At 55.7% G+C, this 21,505-nt stretch carries 17 protein-coding genes; 9 read left to right on the forward strand and 8 right to left on the reverse strand.

Annotation, left to right across the window (positions count from 1 at the left end):
* Positions 1 to 8: 8 nt before the first annotated feature.
* Positions 9 to 1,235 (reverse strand): Druantia anti-phage system protein DruA, encoded by a 1,227-nt coding sequence (locus ACWFUC_RS04945; protein WP_489637467.1) that lies wholly within the window; start codon positions 1,233 to 1,235, stop codon positions 9 to 11.
* A gap of 718 nt (positions 1,236 to 1,953) precedes the next feature.
* On the opposite strand from ACWFUC_RS04945, the gene ACWFUC_RS04950 reads away from it, so the two are divergent.
* On the forward strand, positions 1,954 to 3,660 hold the full coding sequence (locus tag ACWFUC_RS04950) for a DUF262 domain-containing protein (RefSeq protein WP_489637468.1): 1,707 nt from the start codon (positions 1,954 to 1,956) through the stop codon (positions 3,658 to 3,660).
* A gap of 567 nt (positions 3,661 to 4,227) precedes the next feature.
* On the opposite strand, the gene ACWFUC_RS04955 is transcribed toward ACWFUC_RS04950, so the two are convergent.
* The 4 genes from ACWFUC_RS04955 to ACWFUC_RS04970 form a co-directional block, all read right to left on the reverse strand.
* Positions 4,228 to 4,692 (reverse strand): hypothetical protein, encoded by a 465-nt coding sequence (locus ACWFUC_RS04955; RefSeq protein WP_489637469.1) that lies wholly within the window; start codon positions 4,690 to 4,692, stop codon positions 4,228 to 4,230.
* A 161-nt stretch (positions 4,693 to 4,853) separates the two neighbouring features.
* The gene (locus tag ACWFUC_RS04960) at positions 4,854 to 5,753 is read right to left on the reverse strand and encodes a plasmid partitioning protein RepB C-terminal domain-containing protein (protein ID WP_489637470.1); all 900 of its coding nucleotides are present in this window, start codon (positions 5,751 to 5,753) and stop codon (positions 4,854 to 4,856) included.
* Positions 5,750 to 6,667 (reverse strand): ParB/RepB/Spo0J family partition protein, encoded by a 918-nt coding sequence (locus ACWFUC_RS04965; protein WP_489637471.1) that lies wholly within the window; start codon positions 6,665 to 6,667, stop codon positions 5,750 to 5,752. Before ACWFUC_RS04965 ends, ACWFUC_RS04960 begins: the two co-directional genes overlap by 4 nt.
* 9 nt (positions 6,668 to 6,676) lie before the next feature.
* Complete coding sequence (locus tag ACWFUC_RS04970) at positions 6,677 to 8,230, reverse strand: recombinase family protein (protein WP_489637472.1); 1,554 nt, start codon at positions 8,228 to 8,230, stop codon at positions 6,677 to 6,679.
* A 928-nt stretch (positions 8,231 to 9,158) separates the two neighbouring features.
* Between ACWFUC_RS04970 and ACWFUC_RS04975 the strand changes: the two genes are divergently transcribed.
* From ACWFUC_RS04975 to ACWFUC_RS04995, 5 genes are all read left to right on the forward strand, one after another.
* Positions 9,159 to 9,539 carry an HIT family protein gene (locus ACWFUC_RS04975; RefSeq protein WP_134220963.1) on the forward strand — a complete coding sequence of 127 codons (381 nt, stop codon included), beginning with the start codon at positions 9,159 to 9,161 and terminating at the stop codon, positions 9,537 to 9,539.
* 2 nt (positions 9,540 to 9,541) lie between these two features.
* Complete coding sequence (locus tag ACWFUC_RS04980) at positions 9,542 to 10,591, forward strand: HNH endonuclease (protein WP_489624255.1); 1,050 nt, start codon at positions 9,542 to 9,544, stop codon at positions 10,589 to 10,591.
* A 1-nt stretch (position 10,592) separates the two neighbouring features.
* Entirely contained in the window at positions 10,593 to 11,720 is a 1,128-nt protein-coding gene (locus ACWFUC_RS04985; RefSeq protein ID WP_134220965.1) for a protein NO VEIN domain-containing protein, read from the forward strand.
* A 239-nt stretch (positions 11,721 to 11,959) separates the two neighbouring features.
* Positions 11,960 to 12,820, forward strand: a complete 861-nt coding sequence (locus tag ACWFUC_RS04990; RefSeq protein ID WP_489624256.1) for a hypothetical protein — start codon at positions 11,960 to 11,962, stop codon at positions 12,818 to 12,820.
* A gap of 44 nt (positions 12,821 to 12,864) precedes the next feature.
* Positions 12,865 to 15,198, forward strand: coding sequence for a putative bifunctional diguanylate cyclase/phosphodiesterase (locus tag ACWFUC_RS04995; protein WP_489624257.1), 2,334 nt, complete (start codon positions 12,865 to 12,867; stop codon positions 15,196 to 15,198).
* Positions 15,199 to 15,220: 22 nt separating this feature from the next.
* Here the strand turns inward: ACWFUC_RS04995 and ACWFUC_RS05000 are convergent, their stop codons facing one another.
* Complete coding sequence (locus ACWFUC_RS05000; protein ID WP_489624258.1) at positions 15,221 to 15,511, reverse strand: DUF4148 domain-containing protein; 291 nt, start codon at positions 15,509 to 15,511, stop codon at positions 15,221 to 15,223.
* 218 nt (positions 15,512 to 15,729) lie between these two features.
* Between ACWFUC_RS05000 and ACWFUC_RS05005 the strand changes: the two genes are divergently transcribed.
* Both ACWFUC_RS05005 and ACWFUC_RS05010 read left to right on the forward strand, forming a co-directional pair.
* Positions 15,730 to 16,401, forward strand: coding sequence for a heavy metal response regulator transcription factor (locus tag ACWFUC_RS05005; RefSeq protein WP_034331353.1), 672 nt, complete (start codon positions 15,730 to 15,732; stop codon positions 16,399 to 16,401).
* Positions 16,398 to 17,813 carry a heavy metal sensor histidine kinase gene (locus ACWFUC_RS05010; protein ID WP_489624259.1) on the forward strand — a complete coding sequence of 472 codons (1,416 nt, stop codon included), beginning with the start codon at positions 16,398 to 16,400 and terminating at the stop codon, positions 17,811 to 17,813. The genes ACWFUC_RS05005 and ACWFUC_RS05010 overlap by 4 nt, the downstream gene beginning before the upstream one ends.
* Before the next feature lie 193 nt (positions 17,814 to 18,006).
* On the opposite strand, the gene ACWFUC_RS05015 is transcribed toward ACWFUC_RS05010, so the two are convergent.
* Positions 18,007 to 18,267: a helix-turn-helix domain-containing protein gene (locus ACWFUC_RS05015; protein WP_121037375.1), complete on the reverse strand. Its 261-nt coding sequence runs from the start codon at positions 18,265 to 18,267 to the stop codon at positions 18,007 to 18,009.
* Positions 18,268 to 18,525: 258 nt separating this feature from the next.
* Between ACWFUC_RS05015 and ACWFUC_RS05020 the strand changes: the two genes are divergently transcribed.
* Positions 18,526 to 19,803, forward strand: a complete 1,278-nt coding sequence (locus tag ACWFUC_RS05020; RefSeq protein WP_489624260.1) for a DUF445 domain-containing protein — start codon at positions 18,526 to 18,528, stop codon at positions 19,801 to 19,803.
* A gap of 6 nt (positions 19,804 to 19,809) precedes the next feature.
* On the opposite strand, the gene ACWFUC_RS05025 is transcribed toward ACWFUC_RS05020, so the two are convergent.
* A complete protein-coding gene (locus ACWFUC_RS05025) occupies positions 19,810 to 21,468 on the reverse strand; it encodes an acyl-CoA synthetase (RefSeq protein WP_489624261.1) in 1,659 nt (552 codons plus the stop codon).
* Positions 21,469 to 21,505 lie beyond the last annotated feature (37 nt).

A 21,505-nucleotide genomic window follows, 5' to 3' on the forward strand; every position in this document is an offset into this window, starting at 1 on the left:
GGACTAGCCTATCTCTCTTTGGTCTCTGGAGCAGTATTTAATGTGGCTTGCACGACTGTCCCGGTCTTAATAAGACGCGCAATATCCTTGCGCTCCCAAGCACGGAATTCAGGTCGCGTTAGGGCACGGCGCTTCAGCCATCGCTCTCGAGCGAGCTCCGCAATTTCGCTTACACGTTTGAGATTCGTTAGCTTGGGCTTGCCTTTACCAGTGCGAAGAATCTGCACAGAGTTTTCAGCTAACAGTGACCAGAAGGCTTCACGTTGGACTCCATGTTTAAGCATGTCACCTTTGAATCCCAATGAATCAAGAGCCAAACGAATTGTTCGGATTCGCCAGTTGGGCCCATTCCCAAATCCATGTTTATCAGCCTCAACACGCCCCTTTGAACGTAAATATCTACGTAGGTCCTCGAATAGAGCATCTGGAACATGGAAGTGGCCCCAACCTCCCGTGAAACCCAAGCTCGTGAGATAGGGGATGCCGTCAAGCTTTAAGCGGTTATACAGCGATGAGCGCCCCATTGACGAAGTAGTCGTAACGGCGAGGAGATTTGCTCGCTTTTTCTCCTGCGAGATAACTCCGACGGTATCGCCATAGACTGCATTAAACTCGTCATAGAGCTCCCGACTGCGCAAGAGGCAGGCGACCAATTTTCCACCCAACAATTGGTTATACGGCGGTATGGCTCCAAGTACGTAAGCGTCCATGACGTTGACCAGGCGGTCTTTTCGCTCTTGTCCAGTCCATCCAATTTCGCTGTCTCGGGCACCCAAGTTAAATACGGGGTCACCGATTGCCAATATGCCGATTAGCTTGCCGTTCGAGTCATCCCAAATTAGAAAGCGCAAACGGCGGCCGTAACCGCTCGACACAGGTACGGACCAAGTGAGAGACGCTATACGAAACAGATCACTCTGCCATGTACCGCTTGCGATTCGCTCTAGACGCGGGGAAATTGCCCCGGCGTCGACATCTGCTCCATTAGCAAAATACTGATCAAGCCTGGGCAAGCGAGTCCTCACCAATTCGCTGGTCTCAGTAAGAATCGTACGTCGCTGGGCACGGTGAAGACTACGAATGACGTCCTTGCCCTCACCGGGCGGTATCAAGGCGCCGCTCTCGTCACGTCCGAAGCCTAAGGTTCTAAGGTGCTCCCGGACACGTTTCTTGAGTCTCGCCTCTGCTGGGTCGACATAAATAACCGCAGCGCTCTTATTTACCTTGCTAGTCATTCTTAGAGCAACCCTGATATCTATTTTTGTGTTTTTCAGTAGGGTCGTCGACAAATTGCAGATTGCGATACGCACCCTCCCCTCGCCCCAATGCCGAGGGTTGATAGAGTGACAGTATATATTTTTTCAAGGACTAGACGTAACTATCACTACTTGTGGCAGTTTCTCATCGAACCGTGTTATCGATTTTTAAAACAATTGCCAACGGACACATAGACTCAAGCTGCATTTTTGCCACTCCGCAATAATTTGTGCTGAGAATTGAGCCATCTTCCGTCCGGAATTTGTAGCCCATGTTGTCCGCGTTATCACAGCGAGAGAGAAGATGGTGTGATGGAGGTGGGCCTGCCGCTGAGACACCATTTTCTATGTTTGTTTTGCAAAAGATATGGGGCGCTTTCGCGTTATATTAATGCTTAAAGCGTAACTGATTGCAAGAAGGACAAAGGAAATAAGAATAGCAAATAGAGTTGGAACGACGGTCGTAAAACTATCATGGGAGAAAACAAGGACGTGCTACCTAAAGTGAATCTCTCTTTCTCTCTTCAGAAAAATAACTGCATCAGAAGCGCGCGGCAGTTTAAACCAGTACTTCAAGGCCGAATATGTAGACGGAAATGGTTAAGTTCAGACCTCAAGGCAATCAGCGATTTGCTACAGAATCATCAATAAAAATCCTCACAGCCAGTCGCGTCAAAAACAACTAAAAAGGGAACGTATGTCTGCACAGCAGTCTCTCAAACAATTTTTCGCCAGCAAAATATTCGAAGTTCCAAAGTATCAACGGAGCTACGCTTGGGAAAGACAAAATGTGAATGAACTGTTCACAGACATTAAAGAAGCTCTCGATACAAAATCCAACCATTATGTTGGTACGGTGGTCTTAGCTAAAACGGACAGAGACGAAGTTTTCAACATCGTCGATGGCCAGCAACGTCTGACCACAATTGTGCTGTTTATTAGCGTCATCATTCGTCAGCTAGAAGATCAAGAAGATAGGGATTTCTATCGACGTTATTACATTAAGGAGCGTGGAAATTTCAAATTGACACCGCTGGAACGGGACAAGAACTTCTACTTCTCCCTGCTGGAGGGAGACGCCTCTCTAGAACCGCAAAGTAAAAGTCAGCGATTTCTGCTGGAAGCACACGGAGAAATGGAAAACATCATCAAAGTGAGTATTCCGGATCCACTTCAATTTCTTAAAGCGATTGAAACGCTCTCGATGCTCGAGTTCATTGAAAAGAATGAATCCGACGCGATCCGTATCTTCCAGACGGTCAACGACCGCGGGCGAGACCTTTCGCGTATGGATAAGATGAAGAGTCTACTGTTTTACTACTCTAATAAATACTTGGGCGGTGAATACGATAACGACATCAATGTGAAATTCGGAGAGATATTCGAGCTATATGACGACATAAAGCAATGCGCTGAAAAGCAAGGTATTAACAGTATTAGTTCTCGTCAGTTTAGCGAGGACGATCTGCTCAGGCAGCATCACATATGCTTTTCCGCAGAGAGCTACGATCCCACCGCTCAACAGGTGTTGGACAATGTCAAATCCGCTTTGTCATCTCGAAGAACGCCAGCAGAGGTACCCCGCTTAGCGTCGTATATCAAAGCCTATCTGGACAGTCTTCTTGTCTATATCCAATCCTTTAGCCGCGTCATCGGCCGGACGCAGAGTGACCCCAAGTACTATAAGTTGTTCTCCATCTTAGGCATGTCAACAGTTCTCTATCCTGTCATCGGCCAGATGGAGAAGCATTCCCTTCTCGATCAAACGCTGCCCACTAAACAAGTTCGAGTGTTGGACATGATCGAAATTATCGATGTCAGAGTGCTGAAAATCAGGGAATACGCCGGTAAAAAGCATTTGGCAGAATTCGCCTTTGATTTAAACAGCGGAGCATGGAGTATCGACCGAATTGAAAATTATCTGGTTTGGTTTAACGCCCATGAAATCAGCAATGATCGATTTAGAGACTATCTCTCTGGCTATAGTTATTACAAACAAACCGGCCTAATGCGGTTGTTGTTCATCGATTACTGTGAACGCCTCAAGAACAAGATATATTCGATTGATGATCTAAAGGCAATCATGGATAGGGAGCCCACCTTGGAGCACATCCTGTCGCAAAGCCCGAAGTTCAAACCTCGCGCATTCGGCTTCCGAAATGAAGAAGAATATGAAGAACACAAAGAGCTCATCGGAAACCTGACCTTGCTTGAAAAGTCCATTAACAGCTCGATCAAGAATGCCGATCTCGTCGATAAGATTCCGGGGTACGGCAAGAGCCGGTTCAAAATGACTAACTTGGTTGCGACCGAGTTAGCAATGACAAGCAGCTTTAAAAAGGCCGACTTGATCGAACGAGGAGTGCAGCTTGTGGAAGACTTTTCCAAACGGTGGTGGGCATGAACGACGTCGAAGTTTATTGAGTGGCCTGCCAAATGCCGATTAAAATATTTATCGATACCGAATTCACGGATTTCATAGACTGCCATCTAATTAGTCTTGGGATGGCCGCTGAATCGGGTGAAGTGTTTTATGCAGAAGTCCCCTATCCCGACGCGACGTGCAGTGCATTTGTGCGCGAGGCAGTAATTCCTCTCCTGGGAGAGATTCCTCATTCGCAATGCGCATGCGAAGACCTGGCGGATAAGGTACTCAAATGGATAGATTCGATAAAGGGTAATGACGACGAAGTCGAAATCTGTTTTGATTATCAGACTGATTGGGATCTTTTCATTGATGCTCTAGATTACCGGGTGCCGCAGTGGTGTGTACCTCGACTAGTGGCATCAGATATAGATGACGCACTGGTATATGCATTTCATAGGACGAATGGACTGCCGGCTCACCATGCTCTGTATGATGCTCAAGCCAATCTGTACGCCTTCAACAGACGGCAAGGGGCTACTGACACAGCAATAACAGTTCGGGTTACAACCAGGGCACCGTAGATATCAGGTTGATTGGCATAGATCAAGACCGCTCACGAAATGCATACCGAGTTGCCTGCGCGTCATACAGAGCATGGTGTTCGGGCAGATTTTTCTTCTTGTGGAAAGCGTAACGAAGAAGTTCATTGATGTTACGAGCGGATATCAAACGTGGTTTGCACCATGTAGGAATGGGGAACGCCAGCGAGTTTGAAAATAAATTCCAATCAGTTTCAAAGTCAAAGCAAATTTCAATATCCTGGTCTCGTCGAATCTTCTCTAACCAAGCAAGAATATTTTCGCCCAATTGAGCAGGCGCGCACTGAGAATCTGGAATGCGACCTAGAAGCGGAATGACCATGTCACGGACGAATACGCTGCACTTCTCAGAAGGATATGGAACCTCTGCATAGAATTGTTCACCGGAGGTACTGGCCATTCCGATGCTGATCATATGCGGATCGATGAAGTCCGTGAATTCCGTGTCTAAAAATACCTTCAGGGGCATATGCTCTCCTTGCACCGGTAATCCCATTCTAAGCGCAAAATTGACGCGCCTAGAAGAAATGTGCGCTATATGATGCCAAGCTAATCTATACGCCTTTAACGGTGGGTGACAGGGGCACGTTATTTATGTATCGGTACATACTGAATATCACCGTGCATCTGCTACTCCTGACTAATACCACGGCCATCTGCCGCGATAGCATCAAGTGTCGCGGTAACGCTGGAGAGCAAATCTGGATGGTGCCGCTGAAGATGCCGACGAATATTCTCGTTGCGAAAAAGACGACTGATAAAGCCTTTGGCCACGACAAGGGAAAGCATCGTGTCTCCAATAGTATCTTCTACAGCTAGGCTGTCATGTTGTAGCCGTTCCATCTCGGCTTCCATTCGAGTAATGTCCTCGGGTGAAATGTCCTTTCCGACCTGGCTTTTCGCTTTTTCTATTAACGCTTCTGGCCGCGTTGTAACAAGTATCATCTCCGCATAACTTTTCGCGAACTTATTCGCCGCGATCATCATTTCTGCAGCTTCGATTTGTCGTATGGGCTTCATTTTTCTGAGTACCCTGAAAACCTCAGGCGAGACCTGTCTATCTCTAAGAAGTCTGGCAGCCTCTGGGGCAATTCCATCGAGCAAATGCGCTTTCTCCCGTACTTTTTTGACGTCTATAGCCAAAACCTTTGCGATTCTTTCTTCGGAGGCACCCTTCGCTAGCGCTGCGCGAATCATCCGGTATTCCTGAACTGAGGCAATCCGATTTATTTGTTTATTGTAAGTAAAGCTCTCATCATCCAGCGCAACCATACATCGAACTGTAATTTGGCCAAGTGATTTCGCCGCTTCCAGCCTGAGTCTTCCATCTAAAAGATCAAAATAGCCTGGTTGTCCTTGGGAAGGATGTATCGCTAGTGGTTCGATAATGCCAAGTTCTTTCACCGAACTCAAAATACTCCTAAATTTCGGCGTCACAAGCACTTGCTTCTTAAGTGGTACCAACACGCGGATTTTGTCAATTTCCAAGTCCAAAATCGCGCGGTCAAAGCAGTGTCTGATATGGCTCATGGCAGCAGATCTCCTGGTAGACGCCTAGCAATGACTTCTGGAATGTCGTATACCTGTTCAGCACGAAGAAGAGTTCGGAAGTGTTCGTCAGATAAAAAATGTCGTATTGCTGAAATGATGAGTAGAAGGCGTTCTTCTTGAACACGAGCCTTTTGAATATTCAACTGCTGCCGGCGCACTTCAGTCTTATATATCCGGAGCAACTTCTGCGGTGTTGGACTATCTTGATCACTCTTGCGCTTGGGATACGCCGATTTTCCTAGTGCTTCTCGCTTGCTGATTATTTTTCTAACGAGAAGAAGTTCGTCACCCTTTAGTGTGCCGTCTTCATATGCATCCATCAGCGCTTTCTGCACCCCGTCGCTAGACGCACGTGAAATTTCAACGGCAAGCCAGACCGGTACTTGAGACTTTTCAACTGCGCGCAGAAGCCTTTGTTCGCCGTTATCGAGGAGATGGAGAATACTGCGAACATAGCTTGTCTCCAGATTTGTTTTGATGGCAATTTGCTCTAGACTGTATCCTTTTTGTCGTAGCACCAGAATGCCGCTGAGTAGTTCCTCGGTAGTGTGCCTTCGCCTAGCGATATTTTCGGTAAGCGATATTAGGAAGCGATCTATTTCAGGTGCGGCCACGATGCAGCAAGGTATCTCGGTCTCGCCAAGGTGTTTCAATGCCTCAAATCTGCCCTGCCCGCACAGGACCTCGTACCAATCACCAGTTACGTCTTTTCCACCGATAGCGACCGTAACAGGGCGTTTTAATCCTAGTACAGAAATGTTCTCAACAAGTCGAGAAAAAATGAGTGGATTTCTGCTGCGCGGATTCAAAATTCGAATACGGTCGGCGGGGATAAGCGAAATTTGTTTGGACGCGTCTAGATGTTCCGGATGAAGCTCTTGAGGATTTTCCATATTTCCCTCTTAAAGTGCTATTCGGCGCGCTAAATAGGTAAGCATGGACAGGTCATCATAGCGGTACGCGTCGAACCCATTTTCATTCGTCTCCCCGAGCTGGAGCTTTTGAGAAAAGACGTCTATATGGGGAAGGAGATAATAGTCGCGGATCGCGCATGCGTCCTCGCTCATCCGGACTGCAATAGTGATTTCAGCTCGTACTAAATTGTCGAATCGCAAGATCCATCTGTTGACGCCGTTAGTCAGACTGCGGCAACGACATAGCACAAGGGCTGCACTAAACTCCCTGTTGATCCACAGTAGATCGGATTTCTGGTCCTGTTCTGCCGTTGCTCCAACCGCATGTATCGCGGTAATCGCCGCGGAGACGATTTTTGGATGAGCTTCCCGGAGCTTTTTGTTGATTTCAAGATAGCGATAGTCCCGTCCAGGATCGTAACCAATAAGTGTATATGTTCTAATGAGGCTGCCGAAGCGGCTGGCGAACGCGCTGCTAGACGGGCAGCCATTAGATTCGTCAATGATTATTCCTGAGAGCCGTCCATGTTGATGCAATAATCGTTTCAGCGCATCCAGCATTTCATCGTCAGTAAGCCGATAAGAGCGGGCCAAAATGATTTGACGTGCTGCATTGAAAATGAGGCGGTCTACAAGAGGAGAAAAAGCTCCCTCAGCGCGGGCCCAAGCAGCTGGCGGGTTGTGAACACGCTCCAACTTAAGTTTGAACGATGTACGGTTCCAGACGTTATCTCCTACATACTTCTCATTAATCAAAATTTGATGAACCGTACCACGTGTCCATGACGTCCGGCGATCTGTCAGCTTACCCTGATCGTTAAGCCTGGCAGCAATTTCAGCCTCACTCAAACCGTCTTCGACAAATGCGCTGTAAATCCATCGAACCGTTTCCGTCTCGTCTTCCGGTCCTGGCACTAAGATTACTCTGTCTGTTTGAATGGATTTATGTTCGCCAGCCTGCAGTATTCCTTTGTGGTTCCCCGTATGATCAACCAGCATTCTTCGGAGGCCGTATCCAGCAGCGCCGCCTTGACGAACTCCAAGCTGAATTAGCCGTAGCTGACCTGCATGAACCTTTACACTTAATTCGCGGCTGTACTCCCCAGCCATTGTCCGTTTGACATTCTTGATGATGCTAGAAACCGCGCTACCGTCATTTTCGAATTGCTCTGCACAGTAAAGAACTCGAACACCCGCTTGCTTACAACGGATCTCGTAGCTAGCACTCTCATCGGGATCCTGAAAACGCCCCCATCTGCTGACGTCGTAGACTAAAATAACCCCGAATTCAGCGACTCCAGACTCTACGTCAATCAAAAGTGACTTCAACTGGTCACGACCTTCTAGTCGTAATCCACTCTTGCCCGCATCCGTGTAGACCTTAGTAATTTCCAGGTTTCGTGACAGAGCGAACGCTGTTATTACCTCGAGCTGATTTTCGGTCGAATATTGCTGGTGCTCAGTGGACATACGTACATACGCAGCAGCACGCTGCTGAGTAGCTTTGTCCTGGGTGCGATTTGCGGGTCTGTTTGAAGACATCGCCTTCACCTCATCTAGTCCATCTGCGCTATGACCTAACCTCCTATGTTTGGGATCAATATACTTTCGCTGAGGTGAAATATGTTGCGAGAAGCACGCAAAAAATTGCGGAATCAAGCTCCCAAAAATTTAACATCTCATGAATATGCGATAGCGATTGAGGTCGCGCTCAAGCAAGAGATTGGAGCATCTCGGCACGCTGTGAAGACGCTGTGTAAGCTTACGAACGCAAGCGAGAGGACTGTGCAGAACTGGTTGTCCGGCGTCAGGGGGCCGAGTGCTGTGCATCTGATTTTGCTAGCGCAAAATTTTTCTTCCGTCCGATCTACGTTCATGTTTCTCTCCGGGCAAGAAAGCCAGTATGCAGTTGGATCGGAAATAATCGTTGACCTGTTATTTGAGGCCATTGCACTACTGACACAGCGTTAGGGGTTAACGAATCGAATTGAGCGGTCGGCGTCGATGCATACGCGAACAGAGGGAAATGAAGAAATAATCGATAATGGTCAGCAAATAGCGGTGACCGTGCTAGAGGGGCATCCCCAATTTCATTATCTGTGACGCATATTCATTTTTTTTCACTTAATCTGATTCTTTGCAGCTCCGGCGCATATTCACGATTGTGAAAAAAGCCTTTGAAATCAGTGCCCTGGATTTTCACTTACTGTGACTCCCTACATCAGGGATTTCAAAGCCGGCGAGTTGATGGATTGACGGTGGAGTCCTTCTTGGGCCCTGCTTAGGTTGACCCCATTCTTCGCAAAAACCTGGCCACTTCGTTGGCCGGGTTTTTTTTCGTCCGAAGACATCATCAGCACGCCCAAGATGCAGACATTAAGGGACGCCTAAAGTACGACAGTTTGTTCGCACCAAGAGAAGATAAAATGAATACTCTTTCCTATTGCGCGACTTTCCGCCGGACTCAACCATGTCATGTGTGTTCTGTTCTTTACCTTCTGAGCGGGTCATTGCCCAGAATGATTTCGCTATTGCGATCCGCGATGGATTTCCGGTGTCCTTGGGTCATACGCTCATCATCCCCAGACGGCACGTTGCCTCGTTCTTTGAGCTAAACGAAGAGGAACGGACCGCCCTGTTGGCCCTTCTGGATGACGCCAAACGAATATTGGACGAACAATGCCATCCCGATGGATACAACATCGGAATCAACGACGGGGCTGCCGCGGGTCAGACAGTGATGCATCTTCACATGCACCTCATCCCGCGCTATACAGGCGATCTCCCGGATCCAAGAGGCGGCGTGCGCTGGGTGATTGCGGAAAAGGCGGATTACTGGAGCCAACGCTGAACATGATGGAGATCCCCTCCCCGACTCAGCAGCTTTCTTTTCTGGATCATGTCCAACGCTTGTTTGACGAGGGCGAATTTTCGGCCACCTACAAGTTCGCGCTGCTGCAGTCGATTACCGAACTGGCTGTCGAGCATGGAGAAGATTCTGGCGAATGCCTTGAGCTTTCCCACGAGCTAATCGCTGACAAGTTCTTGGAGATCTACTGGCCGCAAGTCGCGCCCTATACCCGCGACGGATTGGCAGCCGTCCTGATCCAGAACAGTGGCAGACAGGCAGCAACGATTACGCTATTGCAGGAACTGCGCAGTCGACACGGCACGCTTCCTAAGGCCCGTGCGTCTGAGGACTGGGCGAAGGCCCTGCGCAAGACGGTAGTGCTGTTGAAGGAAATGCCTTTGTGGCGACTGCAGATACTTCGTCGGGAGCAAGTCCGATTTCTCTATGAGCCTGCTTCAGAAGCCGCAATACGCCTGCTGCCAGGCGTGATGTTCAATCTTCGGCGCTTCCATGGACTGCTCCATCAATTGAGCCGCCATGCGTGGATTCAGCACTTGCATGCCAATCCGCTCAATACCGCCGTGCTGGGCACGGGATCGGATCTGGAACAGCTCCTGTTTGGTGCTGATCGCGCCAACTTGCGCGCCGCGCGCCCGGTCCTGAACACCATACAGAAAGGCCAGTGCTTCTATTGCCAGCAATCTCTTCAGGAGAATGGCGAGGTCGATCACTTCATCCCTTGGTCACGTTATCCACGCAATCTGGGCGAAAACCTTGTTCTGGCGCATCGCCGCTGCAATGGTGATAAAAGAGATCTGTTGCCGGCTGCCATCCATCTCGCGAAGTGGCAGGAACGCAACCGTACGCATGGAGCGTATTTGTCCGAGCAGCTAGGCGCGGGCTTTGTTTGCGATGAGCCCGCCATGCGGCGTATTGCGTATTGGGCCTATCACCAAGCCTATGCAACCTCCTCCCAGTGTTGGTCCGGCGTCGGGCAGACTGGCCCATTGAGCCGCGATTACCAGCACCTCCTGGCCGGGCAAGTGTACTGAGATGATGCGGCTCAAGAACTTGAATTCGCCCGAAGCCGTTCGTGCGGCAATGAGCGAATACGACCGCCTTGGCAGAACCTACTTCCTTGAGAAGTACGGTTACGGCAAGTCACGCGATTACATGCTCCGTGATCGTCACTCAGGCAAGCTCTACGATGCAGCGGCCGTCGTGGCGGTGGCTTATGGCGTTGCATTTCCAGATACTGGTCCCCTCCGATCGGAGACCTTTTCTGAAGGTGGCGTTTCCGCTGAAGCGATTCTTCGTGAACTGGACTTCGAGGTAGTCAGGATCGGTCAGGACTGGACTGCTGAAGAGGTGGAGGCCACCGTTCGTGACTACTTTAATATGCTCCGCGCGGAGGCATTCGGGCTTCCGTATAACAAAGCCGAACACAATGAACACCTGCGCCGCCAGCTGACGACTCGCAGCAAATCTTCCATTGAGCTCAAGCACCAAAATATTTCGGCCGTGCTGGATCAGCTGGGACTACCCTATATTCGCGGCTACAAACCGCGGACCAATTTGCAGGAATTGCTCCGTCGCACCGTGATTACCTTCATCGACGCACAGCGTGGCGAGCTCGCCAAAATGATGGATAGTTTTGACGCACAAACCGAGCCCGCGCAACAGCAGTTTCGTGGCGTGCTCGTTGCTCGACCAACAGTGGAGCCAACGATACGTATGCCCAAGCGGCTGAGGCTCCCGCGCAAGTTGGACTACGCCGCGCGTGAAGAGCGTAACCGCCAATTGGGTCACGCTGGCGAAGCGTGGACGGTGTCGTTTGAAAAATTCAGACTCCATGACGAAGGACGTGATGATCTCGCAGGCCGGGTCGACTGGATCGCTGACCGTATTGGGGATGGCGCCGGGTATGACATCCTGTCGTATGAGTCCGTGGATCAGGCGCGATTCATCGAGGTGAAAACGACCAACGGCGGTCCGCTGACGTCCTTCATCGTGACCCGGAACGAATTGGAGTTTTCGGAAGAGGTCGGCGACGCTTTCTGTTTATATCGTCTCTTCGAGTTCGCTACTTCCCCCAAGCTCTTCATTCTACGCGGCACGATTTCATCCAATCTTGAACTGGAAGCCGTCGACTATCGCGCTCGGCTCAAGGCGACCGCCTGAGCCATTCCCATCAGCAAAAAATCTCAATTCCTCACGACCGCAATTCCACTCCCTGTCGGCTTCGCAGCCGATTACCCCATCGCTGCCCCCACACCACAAAATCCTCACCACCCCACACAAATCCTTGCGATTCCCTCCCCGCTTGCATAACATCATCTGAACAATTCGAGCTCCCCACCGCCATGAGTAGAGACAAGTCGAGCGCCCGAAGCGTAGTCGCGGTCTTGCTCGTCCTGGCGATGAGTCTGCTCTGCGCCGCCTCCGCCCGCGCCCAATCGCCTGCCGCCAATGCGCAAGTCATCGAGATCAAGCTCGCCGATCTCAATGACGACAATCCCCTGATCAACTACCGCAAGGCCGTCCTCGAACTGGCCATGCGTGCCAGCGGCCGGCCCTTCTCCATCAACGGCTGCCGCGTCGCCAATGTCGCCACCTCCGACCAGCGCTACGTGCAACTGATCCAGGCCGGCCAATACTGCAACCTCATCACGACCTCCGCCGGCAGCGGCATGACCCGCACCCTCGAACCCATCCCCTTCCCCATCTATCTGGGCGGCGGCGGCTATCGGGTGTTGCTGGCCAACCGCGAAAGCTTCGAACGCGCCCGGTCCATCCGTACCCTGGACGACCTGCGCGCCTTCACCATCGGCTCCGGCATCGGCTGGGTCGACACCAGCATCATGCAGGCCAACCAGCTCAAGGTGGTGCAGGGCAACTACCTGAACCTGTTCGAGATGCTCAAGGCCGGCCGCTTCGACTTCTACAACCGCTCCATCTTCGAAGCCACCAGCGAACTGGAAACCTATGATCCCGGCCATCAACTGGCCATCGTCCCCGACCTGGTGCTGTACTACCCGACCGATCTCTTCTTCTACACCTCCCCGGGGCGCGACGATATCCGCGATGCCCTGCTGGAGGGCCTGAAAAAAATCCATCGCAATGGCGCCCTGCTGGACCTGATCCAGAAACACAGTTCCACCCGGCAAGTGCGCCAGTCCATGCGCGGCACGCATCCGCGCGTGATCGAGTTGTACAACGACAGGCTCACCCCCATCGAACGCCAGGCCATCGAGACTTACAAAATGGACTGGTTCAAATAGTCCACGCCGCCCTTCCATCCACCTTCTGACCCGCACGGCCCGCCATGATCAAGAAGACCACCAGCCTCGGCCTCTACATCGCCTGTGCCATGCTGGTGGCCATGAGCCTGCCGGTCGTGGTGGCGCTGACCATCCTCAACGGCACGCGCGAGCAGCAGATCAGCCAGGAAATGACCGCCCTGGTCGATGAAAAAAGCCAGACCCTGGCCCACAGCCTGGTGCTCCCGGTCTGGAGCCTCGACCAGAACGACATGATGGCTCTGCTGCAAGGAAGCATGCTCGATACCCAGGTGGTCTCTGTGGAAGTGCGCGACCCCGAGGAGCGTGTCCTCGTGCGCAAGGAAGAACCGCTGCGCCGCGCCGGCAGCCTGCTCACGCGTACCCTGCCGCTGACCATGCAGCAGCCGGACCGCATGGTCACGCTGGGCAGCGTGCAGGTGGTGGTGTCGGACGCCCAGCTGCAGCGCAAGCTCGCCGCAGACAAGCGCTTCCAGACGCGGGTGCTGCTGGCGCAGGCAGTGGTGGCGCTGCTCATCATCGGCTTCCTGGTCTATCGCCGTATCCTCGCGCCCATCCGCAAGCTGACCGTCGCGGCCGGCCGCATCGAACGCGGGCACTTCGATACTCGTATCGCACTCACGCAAAAGGATGAGATCGGCCTCCTCGCTCACCGCATGGAAGCCATGCAGACCAGCCTCAAGAACCTCTTCGACGAACAGGCGGCGATCCTGAGCAATATCCCGGCGGGCGTACTGTTCGTGCGCGATGGACGGATCGCCTTCGCCAATGATGCTGCGCAGTCCATGCTTGCGCTCAATGGCGCGGGACTCACCACGCTGGCCAGTGCGCAGATCTTCGAGGATGCGCAGCAGCAAAGCCTCTACATCAACCACACCCTGCTGCGCCCACATGGAGCGACCGGCGAGATCGTGTTGCTCAAGCGTGCCGATGGCCGCAGCTTCCCGGCCGAACTGCATACCTCGCTCATCGATGGCACGGGTCAGAACGACCAGATCTGGGTCATCATCGATGTCTCCGAACGGTTGGAAGCCGAGAGCCGCATCGACCGCCTGGCCTTCTATGATCCTGTCACCGAGCTGCCCAACAAGAAGCTGTTCCTCGATCGCTTGCGCCGTGGCCTGGGACGGCAGCAGGCACACGGCCTGCCGCTGGTGGTGTTCTACATGGAAATGCATCGCGCCGATCTCTCGCACGGCCTGGTCAAGGCCGATGATGCAGACCGGCTCTTCAAGGAATGTGCGCGACGTCTGGGGGCCTGTGTCGCCGCCGACCAGACGCTGGCGCGGCTCGATGGCGAACGATTTGCGCTGGGATGCGATCTGCCGGTGAGCGAACTGGCCGAAGGCATCCGCTTCTGCGAAACGCTCGCACACCGCCTCATCGCCGCGCTGGCCGAACCGCAGGGCAGCACCGTGAGTTTCCCCTACTCTCTCAACATCGGCATCAACATCCTGCGCGGTGACGTGCAATCGGCCGAGGAAGCGGTGATGCAGGCCAAGCTGGCCATGGTGCAGTCACTGGCCGCAGGCCGCAATGTGTTCCGCTTCTTCGATCCGGCCATGCAGGCCCTGGCCAGCCAGCGCAGCGCACTGGAAGTGGAATTGCGCACGGCGGTGGCGCAGCATCAGTTCGTGGTGCATTACCAGCCACAGGTTACCTTTGAGGGCAAGGTGGTCGGGGCTGAGGCGCTGGTGCGCTGGAAGCACCCGATGAAGGGGATGGTGTCGCCGGCGCTGTTCATTCCGGTGGCCGAAGAATTGGGATTGATGGAAGAGATCGGCCACCAGGTGCTGGAAGCCATCTGCCGCGATCTCGAAGCCTGGCAGCGCGAGGGTCTGGCCAGGGAGCTGGTGGTGGCGGTCAATGTGTCGGCGCAGGAATTCAAGGTGGACCACTTCGTGGCGCGCTTCCACGAAACCATTCGCCAGCACCGCATCAGCTCCAAGGCGGTGAAGGTGGAACTGACCGAAAGCATGATGATCGATAAAATCGATGAGGTCATCGAAAAAATGAATGACCTCAAGTCGCATGAGGTCTCGATTTCGCTCGATGATTTCGGGACCGGCTATTCGTCCCTGTCGTACCTGGGACGCTTCCCCATCGACCAGCTCAAGATCGACCAGAGCTTCGTGCGCAGGATGCAGGACGATGCAGCCACGGCCAGCATCATCCGCAGCATCATCATGCTGGGCCAGAGCCTGGGGCTGTCCATCATCGCCGAAGGGGTGGAGACGATGGAACAGCGTGACCTGCTGCATGCGCAGGGTTGCACGCTGTATCAGGGCTATTGGTACGGCCGGCCCATGCCGGGAGAACAGTTCACGGCGCTGCTGGAGGGCCGGCAGCGCGCGTCCTGAGCAGAGACCCAGGCAGGTGCGATCACGCGCCGCTGTAGAGCGAGGTGTCGAGGGCCTGGCCCTGGGTGCTGCTGTCGGAGACCGAAGGCTTGGTGCCGGTGTTCTGCATCGGCTCGCCCAGGCGTGCGGCTTGCAGCTCGGCGATGACATCGGCGCGCGTCTTGCTGCCCTGGAATTGCACCACCGGATAGTTGCTGCGGGCGTTCAGGTTGGCCTGATCGCGTGCGGCTTCCGTGGTCACGGTCGATTGAGCGAAGGCCGACAGGGAGAAGGCGGTGGCCAGTGCGCCGAGGACGAGGTGCGAGGTTTTCATGATCAGATTCCTTTGAGTGCGTTTTCACAAGATCTCTGGTGCTGCACAGGATGTGCGCCGCCAGGGATGGCGCGATCGCCGTGCTTGGCTGGCGAGTCGTTGGGATGGATTCTAGGGAGGGGGTCCGTACAGAAACATTGCCCAGTCATTACACATTTGTAATGAATGCCGCATCCGGCTGCGTCACAATACGGACTTGTCCGTCAGGAATTCCGATCATGCACATCTTGTTGGTAGAGGACGAGCCCAAATCGGGCGAGTACCTGCGTCGCGGCCTGACCGAGTCCGGCTTCGTGGTGGACTGGGTGCAGACCGGTGTGGACGGCCTGCACAATGCGCGCACGCTGGACTACAAGCTGATCATCCTGGACGTGATGCTGCCCGGCATGAACGGCTGGGACATCCTGCGCGAACTGCGCCGCACGCATGACACGCCGGTGCTCTTCCTCACCGCCCGCGACGAAGTCGAAGACCGCGTCAAAGGCCTGGAGCTGGGTGCCGACGATTACCTGGTCAAGCCCTTCGCCTTCACCGAACTGCTGGCGCGCGTGCGCACCCTGCTGCGGCGGGGGCCGAGCCGCGAGGCCGATCTGATCGAGTACGAGGATGTGGTGGTGGATGTGATTCGCCGCAAGGTCACGCGCGCCGGACAGCGCATCGATCTCACCGCCAAGGAGTTCGCCCTGCTGCACATGCTGATCCGCCGTCCGGGCGAGGTGCTGTCGCGTCCGCAGATTGCCTCGCAAGTATGGGATATGAATTTCGACAGCGATACCAACGTGGTGGACGTGGCCGTGCGCCGTCTGCGGGCCAAACTGGATGAAGGATTTGACCAGAAGTTGCTGCACACCGTGTGGGGCATGGGTTACGTGTTCGAGGTGCGGCGGTGAGACGTGCTACCGCGTCGATGAGCCTGCGGCTGGTGGTGCTGTTCGGATTGCTGGCACTGGTGCTGTTCACGGCCGTTGGCAGTTATCTGTCGCACTCGCTGCACATGCAGCTGGAGGCGCGCGACGATGAAGAGCTGGCCGGCAAGTGCCGCTCCATCAATCACCTGGTCGAGCATGCGGCGTCACTGGAGGACATCCTCGCTCGCCGCCATCTGGTACTGGACACCCTCTCCGGCCATGACCAGCTGCTGGTGCGCATCGCCCGCGCCGATGGCAGCACCCTGCTGGAAAGCCATGACCCCACGCGCACCTCGCCGGATGTGGACCTGTCCACCGTCAAGATCCGCAGCTGGGACCACATCGAAGCCTTGCGCATGGGTGACCTGCGCGCGCGCTACATCGCCAGCATGCCGGTCACTCGCTCGGGCGAAAAGGCCATCGTGCTGGTGGTGCGTACGGCCTCGGATCGCATGCTGCTGCTGGCGGACTATCGCGCCGATGTGTGGTGGGCGGCGGCCATCGGCACCGTGCTGGCAACGCTCTTGAGTTACTTCCTCGTGCGCAGCGGCTTGCGTCCGCTGCGCATGATGGCGGCACAGACGCGCGCCATCTCGGCCAACAAGCTCGATACCCGGCTCGATCTGCAGGCCGCGCCGCGTGAACTGCACGAGATCGTGCAATCCTTCAACGACATGCTGGACCGGCTGCATCGCAGCTTCCAGCAACTGAGCCAGTTCTCGGCCGATCTTGCGCATGACGTGCGCACCCCGCTCAACAACCTGATGGTGCAGACCCAGGTGGCGCTGGGCAAGCCGCGCAGCCTGGATGAATACCAGGCCCTGCTCAGTTCCAACATCGAGGAATACGAACGCCTCTCGCGCATGATGGAGAGCATGCTGTTCCTGGCCCGCGCCGACAACGCCCACGTAGTGCTGCAGATCCAGCCGCTGGACGTGGCGGAGGAACTCAATCGCATCGCCGACTATTTCGAGGGCATCGCCGAAGACGCGCAGGTACGCATTGCGGTGGCCGGCAGCGGCATCCTGCACGCCGATGCCACCCTGCTGCGTCGTGCAGTGGGCAACCTGGTCGCCAATGCCATCCGCTATACACCGCCGCAGGGCGTCATCAGCCTGGAGGCCACCGTGGTGGCGGGCGCGACCCTGATCGGGGTGGCCAACCCCGGGCCGGGGATCCCGCCGGACCAGATCGAACGCATCTTCGACCGTTTCTACCGCGCCGATCCTTCGCGCAGCAGCGCCAGCGGTTCCAGTGGCTTGGGCCTGGCCATCGTGCGGACCATCATGGCGCTGCACGGCGGACAAGCCAGCGCAAGCAGCGAACCGGGACGACGTACCGTGTTCACTTTGCGCTTCCCCGAAGCTGCGGTAAACGTGCCGGACAAAGCGTGACACAGGTGGCGAACAGCGCGCGTGCACTGTACCGGGAAACGTGCAGAGCGATGTACAGATGAACGTGCAGAAAAACGAACAACAAAACGAACAACAAACCTTGCAAGAAGACAGTCAACAAGAGTCGAAAAGCGCAGCAGAAAGCAAACATGGCGCGCACGCGCCATGCAGCTTCAAGCCGGGATGCCGGGGTTCAGCGCGAATCCTCACTGGGCAGCGAAATCAGGCTGGTCCGCATGAGATCGGGCAATTCCATCTCCAGCGCGAGGGCCAGGGCCTCCATGTTGTCGACGGAAATATTCCTTTCCCCGCGCTCGACTTCGCTCAGGTAGGTGCGACTGATGTCAGCGCGGAAGGCCAGCTCTTCTTGTGACATCTCTTTAAGCCGGCGCACCCTGCGGACGTTCTGTCCGAAGATGACGCGGGCGCTCTGTGGAGTCTCTGATTTTTTCATGAGCGCAAGGATCAATGCGGCTAGGGGTGACGGTCGATTAGCTACAATTACAAACGCACAAACTATCGGTGACAATCACTTATACCCTCGAATGTCTTGGTGAATAATCGAAATTTATCGAGATTCCGATCCTGGTTTCAGCGCGTATTTTTCGAAATTGTTCTAGTGGCGATTCGAAATTTTTCAGAACTTCCCGCCTTGTTTTGACTCCTCGTCTCATGCTGCGAGCATGCCGCCGGAAATTTCTCACTCTCTGCCATGGATAAACAACAAGCCTTGCGCCGTACCAAGCGTCTAGCCCTGGGTTGTCTGCTGGGCTCGGCAGCGCTGTTCGTAGCCGCCTCGCTGGCAGCGCCCTCCACCTGGAGCGCGTTGCTGCGTGCCATGGCCGAGGCCGCCATGGTGGGCGCACTGGCCGACTGGTTCGCCGTCACGGCCCTGTTTCGCCGGATTCCGCTGCCGCTGCTGGCACGCCATACCGCCATCATCCCGCGCAACAAGGAGCGCATCGCCGACAACCTCGCCGTCTTCGTGGAAGAGAAATTCCTGAGTCCGCAGTCGCTGGCCGGACTGGTGCGCCGCCATGATCCGGCGCAGCGACTCTCGGCCTGGATGGCTGCGCCCGAGAATGCCGCGCGCCTGGGCGGCTACATGGCGCAGGCGGTCGGTGGCGTGCTCACGCTCACCGATGACCGCCGCATCCAGGCCTTTGTACGGGAAGCTCTGCAGACCGCGCTGGGCAAGCTGGACCTGTCGCGCTCGCTGGCCAGCATTCTGGATACGCTGACGCTGGATGGCCGTCACCAGCAGCTGCTGGACCGCGCCATCGTGGCCCTGGCCGAGCTGCTCAACCGCGAACAGACGCGTGCGTTCATCGCCGAGCGCATGGTGGAATGGCTGCAGCGCGAATATCCCAAAATTGAAAAATTGCTGCCCTCGAACTGGATCGGCGAGAAGTCCGCCGATACCCTCGCCGACATTCTGGACAAGCTGCTCACCGGCATCGCCGAGGATCCGCAGCACTCGCTGCGCCAGGCCTTTGATCGCCAGCTGGCCGGCTTCGTGACGCGCCTGAAGAAAGACCCGGCCCTGCGCGAGCGGGCGGAGGAGATCAAGCGCGAGATCTTGCAGGGCGAGGCCGTCAACGCCTATGTGGGTAGCCTGTGGGACAGCCTGCGCCAGTGGCTGCGGCAAGACCTGGCGCGTCCCGATTCGGCCCTGCACGCCCAGGCCGGCGCGGCCACGCAGTGGATCGGGCGCGCCCTGCAGGAAGATGCCGAGCTGCGTGCCTCGCTCAACGCCCATCTGGAACAGGCCATCGCCAGCCTCAGTCCGGATGTGGCCCAGCTGCTCACGCGCCACATCAGCGACACCATCAAGCAGTGGGACACGGCCGAGCTGTCACGCCAGATCGAACTCAACATCGGCCGCGACCTGCAGTACATCCGTATCAACGGCACGCTGGTCGGGGGACTGATCGGCGCGCTGCTGTTCGGCTTGTCGTGGCTGATGCAGTGGCTGGTGCACGGAGTTTGAGCGGCCTCAGGAGGATTGCTCGGCACGCTCCTTCAAGGCCTTGCGCATGATCTTGCCGGTGGCCGTGGTCGGCAGCGCGTCGACAAAGGCAATTTCGCGCGGATATTCATGCGCCGCCAGCTGTGAACGGACATGCTGCTGCAGGGCCGCCACCAGTGCGGCGTCCGGGGCATGTCCTTCCTGCAGCACGACAAAAGCCTTCACTACCTCCGTACGCAGGGCATCTTTCACGCCGACCACGGCCGCGATCCGCACTGCCGGATGGCGCATCAGGCATTCCTCGATCGGAGCGGGTCCGATGCGATAGCCGGCACTGGTGATGACGTCATCATTGCGGCCCAGGTAGCGGATGTAGCCGGCTTCGTCCATGTTGCCCAGGTCACCCGTGAGCAGGAAATCACCGGCGAATTTTTCGCGCGTCGCTTCATCATTGCGCCAGTAGCGCAGGAACATCACCGGATCCGGTGCACGGATGGCGATATTGCCGACTTCGCCGCGCGGCAGGACGGCACCCTCTTCATCGACGATCTGTACATCGTGTCCCGGGACTGCACGTCCCATGCTGCCCGAGGCACTGGGGTAGAGCCGCGACGAGGACGATACGACGAGGTTGCATTCGGTCTGGCCGTAGAACTCGTTGATGGTCACGCCCAGCGCGCTGCGGCCCCAGGCGATCAGGTCGTCGCCCAGCGTCTCACCACCGCTGGCCACGCTGCGCAGCGCAAAATCCCATTGCGCACGTGGATCTGGCGTGCCGCGCAGCATCTTCAACGCCGTCGGCGGGAAGAACACGTTGCGGATGCCATGCCGCGCCAGCAATCCGAAGACGGTAGATGCATCGAATTTTTCCAGACGGCGCGCTACCACCGCCACGCCGTGATACAGCGACGGCAGCAGCACATCCAGCAGGCCGCCGATCCAGGCCCAATCGGCGGGCGTCCAGAAGCGGTCACCGGGCTGCGGGAAACTGTCGTGCGAGACTTCCACGCCCGGCAGATGGCCCAGCAGGACGCGCTGTGCATGCAGTGCGCCCTTGGCCTTGCCGGTGGTGCCGGAGGTATAGATGATCATGGCCGGATCATCGGCCAGCGTCGTGACCGGTTCGAACGTGGGCGATGCCGCATGCAGGCGGTCCCAGAAATCGGTAGTCTGCGGCAGCACGATGTCGGACTGCTCCACGCAGAACACCACTTTCAGTGCCGGCAGTTCTCCGGCGAGATGGACCTTGTCCATGCCCGATGCGTCGGTGACCAGGGCGGCGGCTTCGCTGTTGTCGAGACGATAGGCGATCGCGTCCGGACCGAACAGGTAGAACAGCGGCACCGTCACTGCGCCCAGCTTGTAGGCGGCGATGTGAGTGATGACGGTCTCGATGCGCTGCGAGAGGTAGATCCCGATGCGGTCGCCGCGCCGGATGCCGGCCTCGCTCAGCACGTTGGCGAACTGGTCGCTCAGGATCTTGAGCTGGTCGAAACTCCAGGTGGTGACCTTGCCATCGCCGTCCTCGGCAATGATGGCGGGACGCCCGCTGCCATCCGCCCAGCGGTCGCAGGCGGCGTGGGCGATGTTGAAGACCTCGGGGATCTGCCAGTCGTAGGCAGCGGTGGTATCGGCACGGTAGTGGGCCGGGGTGATCACGGGGCGTGGCGCGATGTCTGGGGGCACGTCTTGTCTCCTGTCGGGTGGCTGTGGGCCAGGCCTG

The organism is Herbaspirillum sp. Her4, assembly GCF_057961335.1.

Coding starts and splice junctions, on each gene's coding strand:
- ACWFUC_RS05000 (WP_489624258.1), bottom strand. CDS start 15,511: ATGAAAACCTCGCACCTCGTCCTCGGCGCACTGGCCACCGCCTTCTCC.
- ACWFUC_RS04965 (WP_489637471.1), bottom strand. CDS start 6,667: ATGGAAAATCCTCAAGAGCTTCATCCGGAACATCTAGACGCGTCCAAA.
- ACWFUC_RS04945 (WP_489637467.1), bottom strand. CDS start 1,235: ATGACTAGCAAGGTAAATAAGAGCGCTGCGGTTATTTATGTCGACCCA.
- ACWFUC_RS05005 (WP_034331353.1), top strand. CDS start 15,730: ATGCACATCTTGTTGGTAGAGGACGAGCCCAAATCGGGCGAGTACCTG.
- ACWFUC_RS05015 (WP_121037375.1), bottom strand. CDS start 18,267: ATGAAAAAATCAGAGACTCCACAGAGCGCCCGCGTCATCTTCGGACAG.
- ACWFUC_RS04985 (WP_134220965.1), top strand. CDS start 10,593: ATGATGCGGCTCAAGAACTTGAATTCGCCCGAAGCCGTTCGTGCGGCA.
- ACWFUC_RS04980 (WP_489624255.1), top strand. CDS start 9,542: ATGATGGAGATCCCCTCCCCGACTCAGCAGCTTTCTTTTCTGGATCAT.
- ACWFUC_RS04960 (WP_489637470.1), bottom strand. CDS start 5,753: ATGAGCCATATCAGACACTGCTTTGACCGCGCGATTTTGGACTTGGAA.
- ACWFUC_RS04975 (WP_134220963.1), top strand. CDS start 9,159: ATGTCATGTGTGTTCTGTTCTTTACCTTCTGAGCGGGTCATTGCCCAG.
- ACWFUC_RS04995 (WP_489624257.1), top strand. CDS start 12,865: ATGATCAAGAAGACCACCAGCCTCGGCCTCTACATCGCCTGTGCCATG.
- ACWFUC_RS05020 (WP_489624260.1), top strand. CDS start 18,526: ATGGATAAACAACAAGCCTTGCGCCGTACCAAGCGTCTAGCCCTGGGT.
- ACWFUC_RS04955 (WP_489637469.1), bottom strand. CDS start 4,692: ATGCCCCTGAAGGTATTTTTAGACACGGAATTCACGGACTTCATCGAT.
- ACWFUC_RS04990 (WP_489624256.1), top strand. CDS start 11,960: ATGAGTCTGCTCTGCGCCGCCTCCGCCCGCGCCCAATCGCCTGCCGCC.
- ACWFUC_RS04970 (WP_489637472.1), bottom strand. CDS start 8,230: ATGTCTTCAAACAGACCCGCAAATCGCACCCAGGACAAAGCTACTCAG.
- ACWFUC_RS04950 (WP_489637468.1), top strand. CDS start 1,954: ATGTCTGCACAGCAGTCTCTCAAACAATTTTTCGCCAGCAAAATATTC.